At 57.4% G+C, this 14453-nt stretch carries 14 protein-coding genes; all 14 read right to left on the reverse strand.

The window, feature by feature from the left end; all coding sequences use genetic code 11:
• Positions 1-4071 (reverse strand): phage tail length tape measure family protein (locus R5H23_RS13915; protein ID WP_317215804.1); only part of this gene is annotated, 4071 nt, incomplete at its 3' end.
• A 9-nt stretch (positions 4072-4080) separates the two neighbouring features.
• Positions 4081-4722, reverse strand: coding sequence for a hypothetical protein (locus R5H23_RS13920; RefSeq protein ID WP_317215805.1), 642 nt, complete (start codon positions 4720-4722; stop codon positions 4081-4083).
• 3 nt (positions 4723-4725) lie between these two features.
• A complete protein-coding gene (locus R5H23_RS13925) occupies positions 4726-5013 on the reverse strand; it encodes a hypothetical protein (protein WP_317215806.1) in 288 nt (95 codons plus the stop codon).
• A gap of 89 nt (positions 5014-5102) precedes the next feature.
• Positions 5103-5540 (reverse strand): hypothetical protein, encoded by a 438-nt coding sequence (locus tag R5H23_RS13930; protein ID WP_317215807.1) that lies wholly within the window; start codon positions 5538-5540, stop codon positions 5103-5105.
• 99 nt (positions 5541-5639) lie between these two features.
• Positions 5640-6887 carry a phage tail tube protein gene (locus R5H23_RS13935; RefSeq protein WP_317215808.1) on the reverse strand — a complete coding sequence of 416 codons (1248 nt, stop codon included), beginning with the start codon at positions 6885-6887 and terminating at the stop codon, positions 5640-5642.
• 61 nt (positions 6888-6948) lie between these two features.
• On the reverse strand, positions 6949-7434 hold the full coding sequence (locus tag R5H23_RS13940; RefSeq protein ID WP_317215809.1) for a hypothetical protein: 486 nt from the start codon (positions 7432-7434) through the stop codon (positions 6949-6951).
• Positions 7435-7445: 11 nt separating this feature from the next.
• On the reverse strand, positions 7446-7868 hold the full coding sequence (locus tag R5H23_RS13945) for a hypothetical protein (RefSeq protein ID WP_317215810.1): 423 nt from the start codon (positions 7866-7868) through the stop codon (positions 7446-7448).
• Positions 7865-8191, reverse strand: a complete 327-nt coding sequence (locus R5H23_RS13950) for a hypothetical protein (protein WP_317215811.1) — start codon at positions 8189-8191, stop codon at positions 7865-7867. Before R5H23_RS13950 ends, R5H23_RS13945 begins: the two co-directional genes overlap by 4 nt.
• Positions 8191-8865 (reverse strand): phage head-tail connector protein, encoded by a 675-nt coding sequence (locus R5H23_RS13955; RefSeq protein ID WP_317215813.1) that lies wholly within the window; start codon positions 8863-8865, stop codon positions 8191-8193. Before R5H23_RS13955 ends, R5H23_RS13950 begins: the two co-directional genes overlap by 1 nt.
• A gap of 40 nt (positions 8866-8905) precedes the next feature.
• On the reverse strand, positions 8906-9130 hold the full coding sequence (locus tag R5H23_RS13960) for a hypothetical protein (protein ID WP_317215814.1): 225 nt from the start codon (positions 9128-9130) through the stop codon (positions 8906-8908).
• A 2-nt stretch (positions 9131-9132) separates the two neighbouring features.
• Entirely contained in the window at positions 9133-10476 is a 1344-nt protein-coding gene (locus tag R5H23_RS13965) for a phage major capsid protein (protein ID WP_317215815.1), read from the reverse strand.
• A gap of 2 nt (positions 10477-10478) precedes the next feature.
• Positions 10479-11432 carry a S49 family peptidase gene (locus R5H23_RS13970; RefSeq protein WP_317215816.1) on the reverse strand — a complete coding sequence of 318 codons (954 nt, stop codon included), beginning with the start codon at positions 11430-11432 and terminating at the stop codon, positions 10479-10481.
• Position 11433: 1 nt separating this feature from the next.
• Entirely contained in the window at positions 11434-12723 is a 1290-nt protein-coding gene (locus R5H23_RS13975; RefSeq protein ID WP_211508604.1) for a phage portal protein, read from the reverse strand.
• Between the two features lie 4 nt (positions 12724-12727).
• Positions 12728-14452: a terminase TerL endonuclease subunit gene (locus tag R5H23_RS13980; RefSeq protein ID WP_211508603.1), complete on the reverse strand. Its 1725-nt coding sequence runs from the start codon at positions 14450-14452 to the stop codon at positions 12728-12730.
• Between the last annotated feature and the right edge of the window lies 1 nt (position 14453).

Raw genomic sequence — 14453 nt, forward strand, 5'->3', positions numbered from 1 at the left:
GGCACTGGTGTCGAACGTCAGAAGGGCTGCCCCCTGATCATCGCCCGTGGCCGTCAGATACCGCGCGTTCACAGCCGTGTCTGAATCACGCAACGCCCCCAGCTGCTGGGCATAACCCGTCTCATACAGCGCACTGAATTTGGCATTGAGCTGCGTTCCATCCAGACCATAGGCGACGGCCTGAGACCCCGCCGCTTCATAGGTCTGTCGCAAGGTCGCCATCTGGTCCACCCAGGACTGCTGTCCGGAGACAGTCGCCTTGAGCAGATCCGGCATGGTCGAATTGACGAAGGTGGTCACAGTGGAGATCTGCGTCTGGAGATCGGACGTGGACAGGGTCTTCCCATCCAATGCCGTGTCCAGAGCTGTTTTCAGCTCCCCGGTCGCCTGAGTGAAATTGCTGACCGTGACGGTACCATCCGAATTGAACTTCGAGACGGCAACGCCCAGCTGGTCAACAGTATCAGCCATGGTCTTCAGGTTCTGAATGGCTGTCGTGTAATCCGACACAGAGGTCGCATTACTTGGCAGCCCCTGCTGAAGCGCCTGATTGAAAGTCGCATCTGACGTGCTGTAGGTCGCCTGTTTCAGAAGATCCGTTAGCGACACGGACTGCAAGGACTTGTCCTTGTTGTTCTTGTCGTCACGAACCGTTCCGAGCAGGCCACCATCACCGCCGCCGATCGTCACCCCGGTAGAGGACAGAACTGAATTGAAAGACGCAATGTCGCTTTTCAGCTGCTCCGTGATCTGGTCGGTCTGGGCTTGGTTCCAGGTCTTACCAAGGGACAACTGACCATCCGTCGTCATGACCTGGTCGATCGTGTACGGATTTTTCTTGTGGCCAAACAGGCCACCGAAAAGGCCGCCCAAGCCACCGCCAATCAGGCCGCCCAGCATGGTGCCGATCACCGGAATGAAGGATCCGGCCGCCGCCCCAGCCGCTGCGCCCACGGCACTCCCGATTGTGCCGTTACTCTTGAGGCCACCGCCAATCCCGGACAGGGCGGAGCCGATCCCGAACCCGCCACCAACACCACCGAGCAGGTTTCCGACGGTGGCAGTTCCAAACAGATTGGTTTTAAGCCCGGAAGAGAGCCAGGACGTTGAAGCGCCCGCGCTACTCAGAGAACTCGAAGCCGATCCCGCCGATCCAAGACCGCCGAGAGCATCCGCATCATCCTGCGCCGTATAACTGGAAGAACTTCCACCGGACAGAATGGAAGAGACATCCCCCAGTGTTGTCCTGCTTTTACCATCGATCGCACTCAGGAGCGGATTGATTAACGCCAGCTTGGCAATCATCGAGATCAGCTGGCTTTCCACCCCCTGCATGGCAGACTTGAACGTAACCCCACCATTTGAGGCGTTGACCAGGGCCTGTGTGAAGCTGCTCGACAGCGTATCCGCTGCGGATGAGATATCACTGGTCAGCTCATTCAGCGTGTCCTGCTGATGCTGGTAGGCATTTGTGGCTGACTGGATCGCCGCAACGTTATCCAGATCGGTCTGCGAGGCCTTGGAGGTTAGATCAGAGCCACTTTGCAGCAAGGCATTCCGCTCTTTTAGAACGGCCATCTGGACAGACACCGCATCAGAATTCTGCCCGAGTGATGCTGTCTCAGCCTGAATATACTGGAGATCCAAAGACTGCCCGTAGGCCTTGCGCGCCGTGGTGATATCAGCCTGCGCCTCTGCCTGGCGCTTCAGAGCATCCGTGAGAACTGCCGTCTGGCGCGCCTGTTCCTGCGTGTTGGTCGTAGAGGTAGCCTGGACCGTGTCCGAGGCTTCCACAGACCGCAGATAATCGTCCAATCTGCCCTTGCTGGCATCATAGGAGGACAGCAGCGAATTCTGGGCAGCCGTCTTGCGATCCATCGCGTCGATAGAGCTGTTAAACTCTCCCGTGAGGATCTGTTGTTCCCGCGCTTCTGCGACGAGAATGTCCGCCGTGGACGCATGGGCTTGCCCCATTTTGCGGGCGGCTTCCTCAACCTGCTGATCAACCTGCACCATAGCTTTCTGTGCAGCCGTACCGGCCCAGGCCGCATCCGTGGCCTGTTCCTGCTGATGCGCCAGAGCCTGGAGCGGATCTCTCAGTTCGTTTAACGCGCCCTTGTGAGTCATCAGGCGGTTCGTCAGATCCTGCGTCGATGCCGCATAATCTGCGTCTGTAACTTTCCCGGCCTTGTGCAGGTCATCCAGTGCCTGCTGGGCAGACGTCAGCATCTTGATGGCGTTTGTCTGATCCGTGACCTGCGAAGCCGTGGACCCGTCTGATGTCTTCAGAGCATCGTCAACGCTGTTCTGGAGGCTAGCTGTCTTCGTGGCCCCGTAAACCTCCCCGCCCGTGACGGTCTGCGCGTAGTCCATGACAGACTGAGGAGCTGATTTTTCGCCCTTCAGATATTGATCGACGTTTCCTTCACCCCAGTTATACGCCATGGCGACCAGCTGCTGATTGCCGCTGTACTTGTCATACAGATGCACCAGGAGCCGTTCGGCGGCCGTGACATTGCCGGTCGGGTCCGTCAGGTCATTCCCGGCCGCATTGGACGGCATGACCTGCATGGCCCCGATCGCACCAGCAGAGGACGTGACGACCTGACCATTCTTGTACTGGCCCGTGGCACTTTCCACTGGCTGGATCCGGTGCGCTAGTGATATGACATCAGAGCTGGCCCCGATCTGGGAACCAACACTGTCAATCAGTCCCGAGACCCCAGAAGCGGACCCACTCTGAAGCGTGGCCTGCTGCGTCTCATAGGCGACGTGCGCAGGCTGAAAGCTGTCCATCCATTTTTTAGCTGACTGGAGTTCATTGCCCAGAGAGGCCAGAGCCTGAACGCCCTTTGTGGCACCCGCTACAATGCCATCACCGATCTCGTCCACAAACGTTTTGGCGCTCGCAAGCGGAGCTGCCCAGGCATCTTTCAGGTCATGCAAGGCCTGCTGGAACGGCGTCAGGCCCTGACGTGCTGCGCCAGACGTCGCCGTCCCGACCTTCTGCATCAGCAGCTGCCAGGCCTGAAGACGGTTGCCAGAATTCTGAAGATCTTCAATTTGACTGACTAGGCCCTGATGGACCCCAAGCAAACCCTTGTCGGCAAAGTCTTGGGCAGCCTTGGCCGGATCGGCATAGGCATCCGCCATGGTCTTGGCGGCATCAGGAACCGTCTCACCCATGACTTCTGCCAGATCCCGCGCTTCTGCTGAGAGTGCCCGAAGGCTGGAGCCGTCAATTGTAGGCACAGCTGCAAATGTCGTGGTGACAGACCGGCTGTCATCAAGAGACAGACCACTTCCGGACGAAAGCTGGCGTGCTGCTGCCTCGGCCGATGAGGCCATGGCCGTGTAGTCATCGCGTGTTGCTCGCAGATGCTGTGACAGGGTGGCCAGTGTTTCCTGTTCCGCCTCGGCTGCCGAGCCCACTTTATAGATGGCAGCAGCACCCGCAGCAGCAGCGACAGCAAGACCGCCCGGGCCAGACAGAAATCCGCCCACGACCTTCACGGCACTTCCGAAACCGCCCATGGTCTGGACGATATTCGGCACCTGGTAGAAGGCTGCCTTCATGGCAGAGCCGCCAGACATGACCTGATCAAAAAACTTGTGAGCCTCATCAGCCACAATACCGAACTGATAGCCAGACAGCTTGACCTTGTCGGTCGTGTCCTGGAGCGCATCGCTGGCACCCTTGGCCGATTTCACCGCCGCGTCATGGGCGTCCGAAAGCTTCTTCACCTTGGCGGTCTGGGCATCGATCGTCCGGGCGGCTTCAGCCTGAGTGACTTCACCCTTGCGGACGCCTTCATTGACCGTGTCGGTCACCTCATTCAGCTTGTCCTGCGCCTTTTGCAGAGCCGTTGCAGATTTCGTGACTGCATCCAGGCTTTTAACCCAGCCCTCAGCGGTCTTGGACGTCCGGGTAATTTTAGTGTCTGTGACCTCAGCTGAATCACCGACCCGGTCTAAACCGTCCGCAACCTTATCCAGGGCATCAGCATCAGCCTGCGCCGCAGCCGCGATCTGGCCACGATAGGAAACCTCGATCTGCTCGACTGTCGGCATGACAAAACCTCAGGATCTTCGGGTGAGTATCAGAGCCGGATAAGTGATAGCTTTTCCGGCTGTTCGATCTTTTGCACGTCCATTTCGACGCAGGATGTAAGGTGCGTTTTCCAGAAGGCCGGAGGGCACCGTGACAAAGGCACGCGCTGCATTCACGGTTGGAAATTTCCGTTGAACGGACTGGCGTACAGCCTCGACAATTCCAGGAGGGACGCTCATTTTCTTCATGGCGCCCGTATCGATCTTGCGCGCATAAGGTTGCGGATTAACAATCATGATTTCCGCCCCGTCAGGGACGTCCGCCACATCGGTTGTCCAGGGCCTGCCATCGACCACAACGACCCAGCTGTCACAGTATCGTCCGGAGCGAACCGGAGAGCGCTCTTTGCAAAGTTGCAGCGCAGCCTTGGCCGCCAATCCCATGACGTTGAATTTGTAGAGAATGAACCCGTCTGGGCGGACAGAGCTTTCTGGCGCGTCCTGACGGCCATCCACGTTCGTAGTCCAGTGCGGAGGAGCATCACCACTCCGGACCGCTTGATCCCGGAACTGGATGGCAACAGCAGCAAGCCGTGCCGACTGGGCAGCCGGAGACAAAGCCTGATCCCGAAATAGACGGATATTCCGGGCAACACTGCGTGGCGACGCCATACATTACCCCCGAAGAGCGTTCTGCAGCCCCTGCGTAATTTCATCGTTTTTAAATTGCAGAAAAATCGCATCCATGGAGCGGACAAGGATGTGCAGATAAGGCCGCTCATCTTCACAGACGCCATTCGTGGCACACCACAGATCAATGGACTGCCAGAGAATGGGCTGTGGCCGGGAAACGATCCGTGTAACACCCATTGGGGCGCCAATCCCGTCGCAGATCCACTGCCTGTCATGCTGGAGATCATGCCAGGCGCGCCATGGTGTCTGATTGGAAGGGTTCGGTAACACACGGAGGCTGCGGGCATGTTCCCGCAACTCTTTCGCCTCACCGTCCCGATCGTAAGCACCCCACTCCAGTTCCCACTGAAGTGCCTCGATCAGTTTCCCTCGGACGCCTTGACCTGATCTTCCCGGTCGCTACCGACGCGGCCCGCTGCCATAGCAGAAAGAGCAACGATGGCAGGAAAATCACCGCCTTCGAGCATGGATTTGAAGTCATCAATCGTGACTTCCTGACCATCATCACCGTCGAGCCCACGGACCCCCAGAACACATTCCCGAGCCAGCGCCTTACCTTGGCAAAGATCATCAGTGGTTGGTGGCAGTGATTCTGGTGTGTAAAAACCAGCTCCTACACGCTGGGATCGATTCAGATCACGTGCAGCTTCCAGGCGGAGTGCATAAAGTGTGTCACGATAGGACGTTGTGAAGCCTCGCGTCGTGATGAAGAAAGTATTGTTCTCTGGGCCAACTTCGATTTCTTCTCCTTGAGAAACCCGGTTACGGTCACGAGAAAAGGCAGACAGCTTTGCCATGTTCATTTTTCCAGTCAGAAATGAGGGCCGGGCTTCGACCCTCTGGGCATAAAAAAAGCCACCCGAAGGCGGCGCGAAAACTCAGTCAGGCGGCGGGGATCAGACGCCTGCGACGATCCGGCGAATGCCAAAGGTGCCACCACCCGGCAGCGGGTTTCCGGTCACGGAAACGGTGGTCACGATCGTGCTGTTCTTCTGGTTGATCGGATTGGTCGGATTGAAGATCCGCCCGTTGAGCATCATGAACTCATAGCCGTTACCAGAGGCGTCCTGGATCGAAACGGACACCACGCCTTTCTGGCCAGCCTGCCAGGCCAGGAACTGTGTGTAGTCCTTGAAGAAATACTGGATCTCCATCCGCGCCTGGAGCGAACCGAACTGGACGCCACACGCGCCCACATGACCCATGCCCGTGTCCTGGGCATTGCCATTGCGCGACAGGGTAATGGAGGCACTGCGGATGCAGCCGGCAGGCGCTGTTCCGAAGATCTTGCAGCCGAGAAAGTTGTCCACGGTATTCATGATGGGCGAAGACGTGGCTGGCGTGACGGATCCTGAAACATCGACAGTGGACACCTTCATGTCAGAGCCCACGACATCGATCTGGATGGTCGGGGCCTGCCCCTGCTGCAGAGAAATCTGCACCTGGCTGACCATGTTGCCGGTAAAATGCTGCCACTGTCCCGCCAGGGCTTTGCGGAACGTGAAGGTCTTCCCCAGCTTGTCATTGACCAGACTGTTGAACGTGACCTGCGCGTCTTTATTCAGGGCGTAAGTCGTGCCGGATCCCACGAGCGCGTCAAAACTGTGCAGAGGAACAACAAGCGTTGGCCCCAGCCCCCCACGCAGCAGCAGGCGATAGGGTAGAGAAACGCTGAAATTTTTGGTCTGATCAATAATCTGAACGACACCGGCCTTTTGAATGCCGGAGACGTCAAAGTTGTTCATCAGGATGCTGTCGCAGCTATAGCCCACAAGGTTTGCAGCCGTGACGTCATTGACCGCAGCGACCCACGCATCGCTGTTGGGAGATCGCTCCACTGAGACCCAGTCAGCGCCCAGCACGCCGGCCACAAGATCGTCATAGGTGCCGTAAGACACGACGCCGTTGATACTGCCTCGGGTCGAACGGGAGGTCAGAACGGTTTCAGCATCTTCCGGGATGTCGTTGATCTCATCCGGCGTGGCGACACCGTCCTGAACAGCAAGGCTTTCGCCTGTCATCCGGAGGCGCTGGTATGCCCCGCCTGGTGCCACGTTGAAGGTGGTCTCCAGCGCATAATCCAGCTTGCTGGTATTGGTTTGTTCGCCGGCGGCATAACCGGCCGTCGCCCCTGTATAAGGCATGCTTCCCTCATAAAAAAAGCCGCCCGAGGCGACTGTGAAATGGATCGAAGGCCAGGACAGATCAGCCCCCGGAGACGGTCCCGCCAGAGCTGACCGTGGAGCCCGAACTGACGGGCGTAGTCCCGGACGAAACCGTGCCACCAGTGCCGGACGTGACAGGTGGTGTGGCCGGCTGCGGAGCAGGCTGGGCATCCGTCGGGATGAGGCCCAGGCGGTAATTGAAAAACCGCTGCAGAGAGAGGCACATGCCAGCGGCATCAGCGCCAAAAGACCCGAGCGTCTGGCCATCGAGCGTAAAGTTGCCCGCAGCGCCACCAGGCTGCGCTAGAACATTGTAGAGCTTGCCGGATTCAGCTTCATCAGGCGTCACGGGTGCCGCCTGACCAGACACGGCCTGATAGGGCCACACACCTGCACGACAGCCCGGTTCCGCACTTTTAGTGGCAATGGCGATAGCGTCAGATGTGCTGTCTGCCTCGATCTCTGATGCGCCCAGGCGATAGGCGTTCGAGCCCGCAGCGGTTTCAAGAAGAGCAAAGTATTTCATGAAAATCCCTTTCAGGGCGTTGTTAGGACGCGGTCCTGGTAGCGGTAGTCCACCATCAGCGAGAACCGGAACCAGTTGCCTTTGTCATCAGCATCTGGAGGGTCAAAACCTTGGCCGTCGTAGTAGAGGCCTTCTGGCAGCGGGGAGACCGGGACACGGAAGGCCACCGAAAGCGCTTTGCGCATGGTGATGGCCGACAGCGCCCCGGATCCGCTTTCCACCATCAGGTGCAGCCAGATCTGGCCGGTTTCTTCATCGACAATCTCACCAGCGCCGAAGCGATCGGCAGAAGCGCTTGCCACTTCAAACAGGACGAAAGGTCCATCAGGCGTTGTGCGTTGTTGCTCCAAAGCATCCAGAACCGTCAGCCCGAGGGCAACCCCCGCAGCCTTGGCGCGGTCAAAGGCGTCTTGCCAGACGACGGGAGAGGTCATGTTCCACCTGCTGTCATAAGGGTCCAGCCACAGAGGTCTGCCCCGTCATAGACTGGGGACGCATCCGTCAGCGTGTATTCGCGCACACCGTCGAAGAGGCGGTCTCCCTTGAGGGGAGGTCCGTAGCCGGCTGCTGACAGTTCATCGTTCAGGATCTGGGTAATGAAGGCCTGGACCGGCAATGTCGCATCGATCGTGGCGACCGTAGGCGGCGGGGCATAGCCCATAAGAGAAACACTCTTAGATTTATCTTGCGTCATAAGCCGCATAATACGGCCTTTGCGCTGGATCTGCCGACGCCGACTTTCAGTAATCTGGCCCATTATGCCATCCAATCTGCGGCAAGCGTCAGGCGCCCAAGGGAAGCAACAGCTTCAGGCGAAATCGCCCCGATGGAGGTATCCATGGCCTGCCAGGTTGATGACCCAACCCCCTGAACACTTTCCGTTTTCAGGAGCGCATCCCTGCCCTGCCCATACTTCAGCATCTGGATTGTTGTCAGACAGCCACCCCCAACGTCTTCCGGAAGATTTTCGAACTCTAATGGAAGTAAATCAGCGACCTGTTTTTCTGGCTCATCCATCCCAGGCAAAAGGAAACCCGCCAGATAGACAATCTCGACCTGACGAATATGACTTGCCCAGCATCCAGCAGACGGCAGCCCCCCAACCTCTTCAATTCTGGCATGCTCACGGTCCACAGACATCTCGTCCAGCACCGTGAGAGGCTGACCGTCCACCAAAATGGACCGGATGGTGGCGATTGGCCCAACACTCAGGTTGATCGCTGTTGATCGGCCACGAATTCGAAGCCGCTCACGATACTCTTGCAGAGCTAACGGGCGCTGGAGATAAGCTGAGAGCGAACTGGACGCCTGAGAAATCAATTTGGCGAGCGTCGCGTCCTGGTCGTCTCCCGTGATCTGGAGATATGCTTTTACACTCTCCAGATCGACCAGGGCGGCGGTTTTTGCAGCTGCTGTCACAACAACAGGCATGCGTCACCTCCAAACAAAAACGGCTCCCAAAAGGGAGCCGTCAGGATTTGCCATTTTCTGGCGTAGTTTTCGGATCGGCAGGAGGATCAACATCATCCTTCTTGCCGGATCCCTGTTCAGGCACTGGATCAGACATCGCCTCGGCAGTGCCCTTCTTGGCCGCCACAATGGCGTCAGCCACGGCGTCCGGGAAAACGGCAACATCGCCCTTGTTATAGACAGAGCCGATCCCGTCACAGCGGTCGGTGAATGTCACGCGCTTCATGATTACTGTCCTGCTACTGCACCAGGGAACCAGGCCGCACCCGTCAGAACGGAAATGGCCGCGTCATAGCGTGTCCCGATATCGACCTGCTCGATGACACGAACCAGCGTTTCATCATTCTGGAAGGCTGAACGGGTCTTGCCTTCATTATCGACGTAAGAGGCTTCCGTGCTGACCGCGAGCGTGGTCTGCATGGCGTCGCCGATCATGATCTGGCTGAAATCCGCGAAATAGACCTCAGACTGGTTGCCGGCATCACCGAGGTTGTCCGGAACGGACGTGGTTTCCGCGAAAGGATAAGAACCGATCCGGCCCTGGGCAATTTCCGGGAAGGCCAACGCGCCCGTTGAAGTCTGGAGCTGCTCCAAAAATTCCTTCAGCGTCGGATTGATAATGTAGCCACAACGCGTCATCGGAACATTGTTACGGGACAGGCCAAGACGGAGCTTACTCAGATCGCTTCGCACGCCCTGGACGGAAACAGTTGCCGTTGCAGCAAAGACGTTGGCGGCAGATGCCATATACCGCAGACCAGCCGGCGCAAAGGCAGACCCTGCGCCACGGATGAACGTCTGATCTTCTGCAATACCGACTTCCCGCACCACGTCGTCACGAACGAGGGCATCCGAGCGGATCGAATTGAAGCGCAGCAGATCGTTGGTGATGGGCACCAAAGCTGCCAGCTTCTTGGCAGAGAGCTTCAGGACGCCGACAGACGGAGCCGAAGGCATAATTGGATCACGCTCACCGACCCACTGGGCACTTGTCGTGGCTGTCTTCTTGCGATGCGTCATGTTGCCGTTCGGCATCGGCATGGACACGGCCCCCATGCGACGAACCGCAACAGCCGGCCGCAGCGCATCGATCAGATCAGTGCTGTAATCCTCATTCACGAGGAAACCACCCTGCACATCCACTGATTCCTGCATGTTGTCCGCTGCCTGAAGAGCAAACGCACTGCCCCAGGTCTTTTCTGCATAGTCGGACACGGCCCGCATACCGCCATGGCCCTTTGTAGCAGCGACAGCACGCACGAAACGGGAGAATTTCACCCCTGGATCCAGCTTTTCAGCAGCCTGCGCCGGAACCGTGCCAGGAGCAGTTCCGGGATTGCCAGGAAGCGCTGCGATCGGACGGGCCGCAGCAGCCTGACGACGCTCCAGATCGACTTCACGAGCGATATTCGCCGTCAGTCGGTCATCTTCTGCCCGAAGCGCGTCATAACTCGCCGCCTCTTCAGCGGTCATTTCACGGTTGCCATCGCTGACAGCCGCGTTGACGATGGTTTCCATCTCCGCAAGGACTGCGCCCTGACGGGCGCGGAGTGGAGTAATGCGATCAGCCATTTTCAGCCTTCCTGTGCTCTCATGCGCCGCGTCGTCAGGTCCTGCATGGCGGCAGTCCGTCGAGGCGTCGTCTTTGCTGTGTTTTTCGGGGTTTTTTGGCCACCCAGACGGGCAACAGTGCCGCTCAGGGTCCCAATTCCATCGGCCATGCCGGATGAAACTGCGCTTTTCGCTGATTTCATGCCGCCCTGACCGAAATTCTGCTGGACGTTCGCGACCGTGGTTTTCCGTCCACGCGCGACATCCGCCATGAAAACGGCTTCCATATCGTCCAGAACGGCGCGGATCTGCGCCTGTCCGTCATCAGAGGCCGGGTCCAGGCGCTTGTTCGGAGCGTTGGAACTGACGATATCCACGCTTTTCCGTCCATTTGCGTCAGGACCAACCTGCGTTGAGGTCGAACAGACAATGCCGATCGAACCCGCCACAGCCAGGCTATCCATGATGATCTCATCTGCCTGACTGGCGAGCCAGTAAGCTGCCGATGCTGCCATTCCCGTCACGAAAACAGTCACTGGCTTGTCCAGGGCCGCGATCTGGCCTGCCACGTCACTCAGCTGGACGGTGGCCCCGCCTGGACTATCCATGATCATCAGGATCTGGCTGACGTTAGGATTGCCGGCAGCCACCTGAAGGTCAGAAGACAGTGTCTCCAGCGTCGTGTAGCCGCAGATATCTGCCATCAGATTGGCATAGGGCATGATCGGCCCCATCACGGGGATCATGGCCACACCATTATTCAATGTGGCTGTTTTCGATCCCTCCAGCCGCGTCCCGCCGTTGGAAATAGCCGCCATCATGCCCTGATATCGGGCCGCAGATCCGTTCTCCCGCAATTTCTCCAGATCTGGAGACAGCATCGTCCGCTCTGCAACCGCTTCGATCGCGGCCAGCCATTCCGGCTGGATGGCCCAAGGCATCGCCCTGATGGCATCCAGCGCATACAGTCTTGTCATGTCAGTTTCCTGTTGCAGGATCCGGGTTAGGCTGTCCGCTGATTCCCATGTTGATGGGACGCCAGATCTCACCGCCAGCATCACCGCCGACCGGGTTCAGGTTGAATTCGGCACGCCCTTCATCGGTACTCATGACGCCGCCGTTCCGGAGAGCTGCGATGCCCTGGGCACGGTCCAGGAAGCCGCCCTTCACAAGGTCAGACGGGTCATGGATGAACGTGCATCCGCTTGCGGCAAAAGCATGGGCCGCCTTGGACGAAACACGGGAGAAATGCGGCCCCAGGTGATAGATCACGAATTCCAGGGACTGCTGTTCGATATTGCCGAAAGTGGCCTTTGACAGTTCAAACAGCAGATGCGGAGGCACGCCCCATGCGCGGGCAATGTCGAGGACCTGCATAGTTCTGGTCTCGACCAGCTGCCCATCCTTGTTGTTGATGGGCATATAATTTGCCTTCAGGCCGCTACCGAGCACGGCAGGCTCACCAGCATTATCTACGCCGGAGAATTTTTCCTTCCAATCCTCCTTGATCTGCCCCCTGATATCACTACCAATCTTCTGATCTGAGGTCAGTATCACGGGAGGCTGGCCATTATTGCGCCAGTAGTTCTGAACGTAAGCAGCTGTCGCAATACTCTCGCCGAACGCTTCTTTCATGAACTTAATTGGATTAAGCCCCTGAAGACCGTTTCGGCTCATGCCGCGTACATGCCAGATATCCCGCGCTGCAAACCGTCCACTGGAGCCGTCCGGCAGCGTTGCATCATAGAACATCTGCTGACCTGTCTGTCGGTCAAATGACTGAAGATCCTGAACCGCAAGAGGATCTAGTCTGGTCAGCACAGACGGACGCATCAGGGCATCGCGCGACACGTAGGCATAGAAATTGCCAGTCATCAGGATGTCACCGAGAAGAATTTCCCGGAAATCATACTGACTCTGCACGTCATTCGGACGCTCATTCATCAGCTTGTAAAGCGGGTCTTTTTCAAGCCGATGAATACCTTTGGCATCCCGTCGCACATAGTGCATCGGAACCATGGCAAAAACACCTGTCAGGATCCGCAAAGCCTGCATCACAGCTGGTAGAGCCATAGTTGTGCGTTCGTTGACCTGGACACCCGACCGGGTTGGACTACCGATCCCGAAAGATGTCCAGGATCCGCCAGTCTGAAAATTTTCGGCAGATGCGTTCAACCCTGAAACCGGTATAGAACTGGTCAAAACGGGCTCCTGGCGCACGAAGGCCGATGCGCCACGGCTCCCGCGCAGATAATCCAGAAGACCCATGATTTTACATTCCTTCGTAAGCCAGTTCGTCGCTTTCTTCTGAAAGCGCGCTACCAAGCGCCATGATCAGGGCCACAGCCCCGTCAATCTTATTTTCCGGACGTTCCTTGCGGGGATAAATGTTCTCTTTCGCGTCCGTGTGACAGACAACGTTTGCGATACACCACGCCAGGACAGGATTACCGTCATGATGCAACCGACGCAGGAGCACCAATGCCTCTAATTCCTTCATGGGCTCAGACATATTGGCAACGGTCTGCCCATACTCCCGCATGGGTAGACCCTTATCCCTCATTCTCTGAGAGAGTTGTGTTGCCTGCCAGGGATCGTAGGGAACACCGGACAGGTTGAAAGAGGCATTGTCGTCCAGAATGTCATCCTCGATCATTCCGAAGTCGATGACGTCTCCCTCAGAGACCTTGATCCATCCATCTACTGTCCAACCTTCATACTGAGCATTCCCCGACTCTTCGACCTGCTTTTGAGGCAGGTAAAAAACGGGGAAGACAAAGTAATGAGCTTTCCCGTCAATCACCCTCCGGAACAGACGGAGCCTGACGGCAAGATCGATCTTACTGGCCAAATCAAGCGAGAGAATGCACTCTTCCGCCTCAAAATCATCAACTGATAGGTCATAATCTGCGCAGGCGTCCCACGCGCGCATATCCATCCACGCCTGGTCGGCATTGACCCATAGATTCAGATGCTTCGTCTTGAAGCCGTTCTGAGCGCTGACAAGCTGCATAGCCTTATGAGCAAGGCCGCCCACGTAGTCAGGCATGACAGAAATGCCCCAGTTCGGGTTGGCCTTCTGCCAGACAGATGGATCAGTCCAGTCGTCTTGATCATCAAGCGTATAAATGATCCCAAACTGCTGCTCGTCGTCTGCCAAGTCGCCTTTCAAAGCGTAAGGGTTAGCATCCCAACTTGCGAGCGCCTTGCGGAGCACCTGAACCACATAGGATCGCGTCTCAAAACAGATCCCGGAGCGGTTAAAACCAGCCGTCGTGATGGCCCAGATCAGGGATTGATCTCGCTTGCCCGCGCCAGTCTCAACAACCTCGAAAACCTCACGCGTTTTATGGGCATGCAATTCGTCGAGGCAGGCGAAGTGAATATTCAGACCGTCCTGCGTTTCGCCGTCACGCGAGAGAGGCCGAAACTCACCGTCATTCGCGCCGCACAGCATGAAGCGCGTCTGGTTATCCAGAGCGTATTTCCGAACCAAATCACGACGCTTACGGACCATCTTCCGCGCGTCGCCAAAAACAATCTTGGCCTGATCGCGCGTTGTCGCCGCGGAGTAGACTTCAGGGCCAGCCTCGCCATCTGCCGTAAGCATGTACAAGGCGACACCAGATGACAGGGTACTTTTGGCATTACCGCGCGGGACTTCAATGTAGACGCGCCGGAAGCGGCGGAAGCCTGTCTTCTTCGAGACCCAACCAAAGGCCGTGGTCAGAATAAAGCACTGCCAGTTCTCCAGTTCGATCAGTTCGCCGTTCCGGGCTTTCGGCCCTTTGATATGAGGCATCAGCTCCAGAAAAACGCAGACATGCTCTGCCTGGATCTTATCGAAGCGATAGGGGAAGTTCTTCTGCTTAGACCTTTCCAGATCCTGCTGATGGCGAATACAGGCCGCTACGACCCACTGACAGGCCGGCGTTTTCCCAGATAGGACATCCCGGATGTAGCGCTGCGCACGCTGCACATAAGGATATCTGGCCACG

Origin of the sequence: Gluconobacter sp. GP1, assembly GCF_032913585.1 — a bacterium.
Lineage (GTDB): Bacteria > Pseudomonadota > Alphaproteobacteria > Acetobacterales > Acetobacteraceae > Gluconobacter > Gluconobacter cerinus.

Bases quoted from the DNA above. Each gene is read 5' to 3' on its own strand.
- R5H23_RS13920 (WP_317215805.1), bottom strand. From the start codon at position 4,722: ATGGCGTCGCCACGCAGTGTTGCCCGGAATATCCGTCTATTTCGGGAT.
- R5H23_RS13930 (WP_317215807.1), bottom strand. From the start codon at position 5,540: ATGGCAAAGCTGTCTGCCTTTTCTCGTGACCGTAACCGGGTTTCTCAA.
- R5H23_RS13935 (WP_317215808.1), bottom strand. From the start codon at position 6,887: ATGCCTTATACAGGGGCGACGGCCGGTTATGCCGCCGGCGAACAAACC.
- R5H23_RS13940 (WP_317215809.1), bottom strand. From the start codon at position 7,434: ATGAAATACTTTGCTCTTCTTGAAACCGCTGCGGGCTCGAACGCCTAT.
- R5H23_RS13945 (WP_317215810.1), bottom strand. From the start codon at position 7,868: ATGACCTCTCCCGTCGTCTGGCAAGACGCCTTTGACCGCGCCAAGGCT.
- R5H23_RS13950 (WP_317215811.1), bottom strand. From the start codon at position 8,191: ATGGGCCAGATTACTGAAAGTCGGCGTCGGCAGATCCAGCGCAAAGGC.
- R5H23_RS13955 (WP_317215813.1), bottom strand. From the start codon at position 8,865: ATGCCTGTTGTTGTGACAGCAGCTGCAAAAACCGCCGCCCTGGTCGAT.
- R5H23_RS13960 (WP_317215814.1), bottom strand. From the start codon at position 9,130: ATGAAGCGCGTGACATTCACCGACCGCTGTGACGGGATCGGCTCTGTC.
- R5H23_RS13965 (WP_317215815.1), bottom strand. From the start codon at position 10,476: ATGGCTGATCGCATTACTCCACTCCGCGCCCGTCAGGGCGCAGTCCTT.
- R5H23_RS13970 (WP_317215816.1), bottom strand. From the start codon at position 11,432: ATGACAAGACTGTATGCGCTGGATGCCATCAGGGCGATGCCTTGGGCC.
- R5H23_RS13975 (WP_211508604.1), bottom strand. From the start codon at position 12,723: ATGGGTCTTCTGGATTATCTGCGCGGGAGCCGTGGCGCATCGGCCTTC.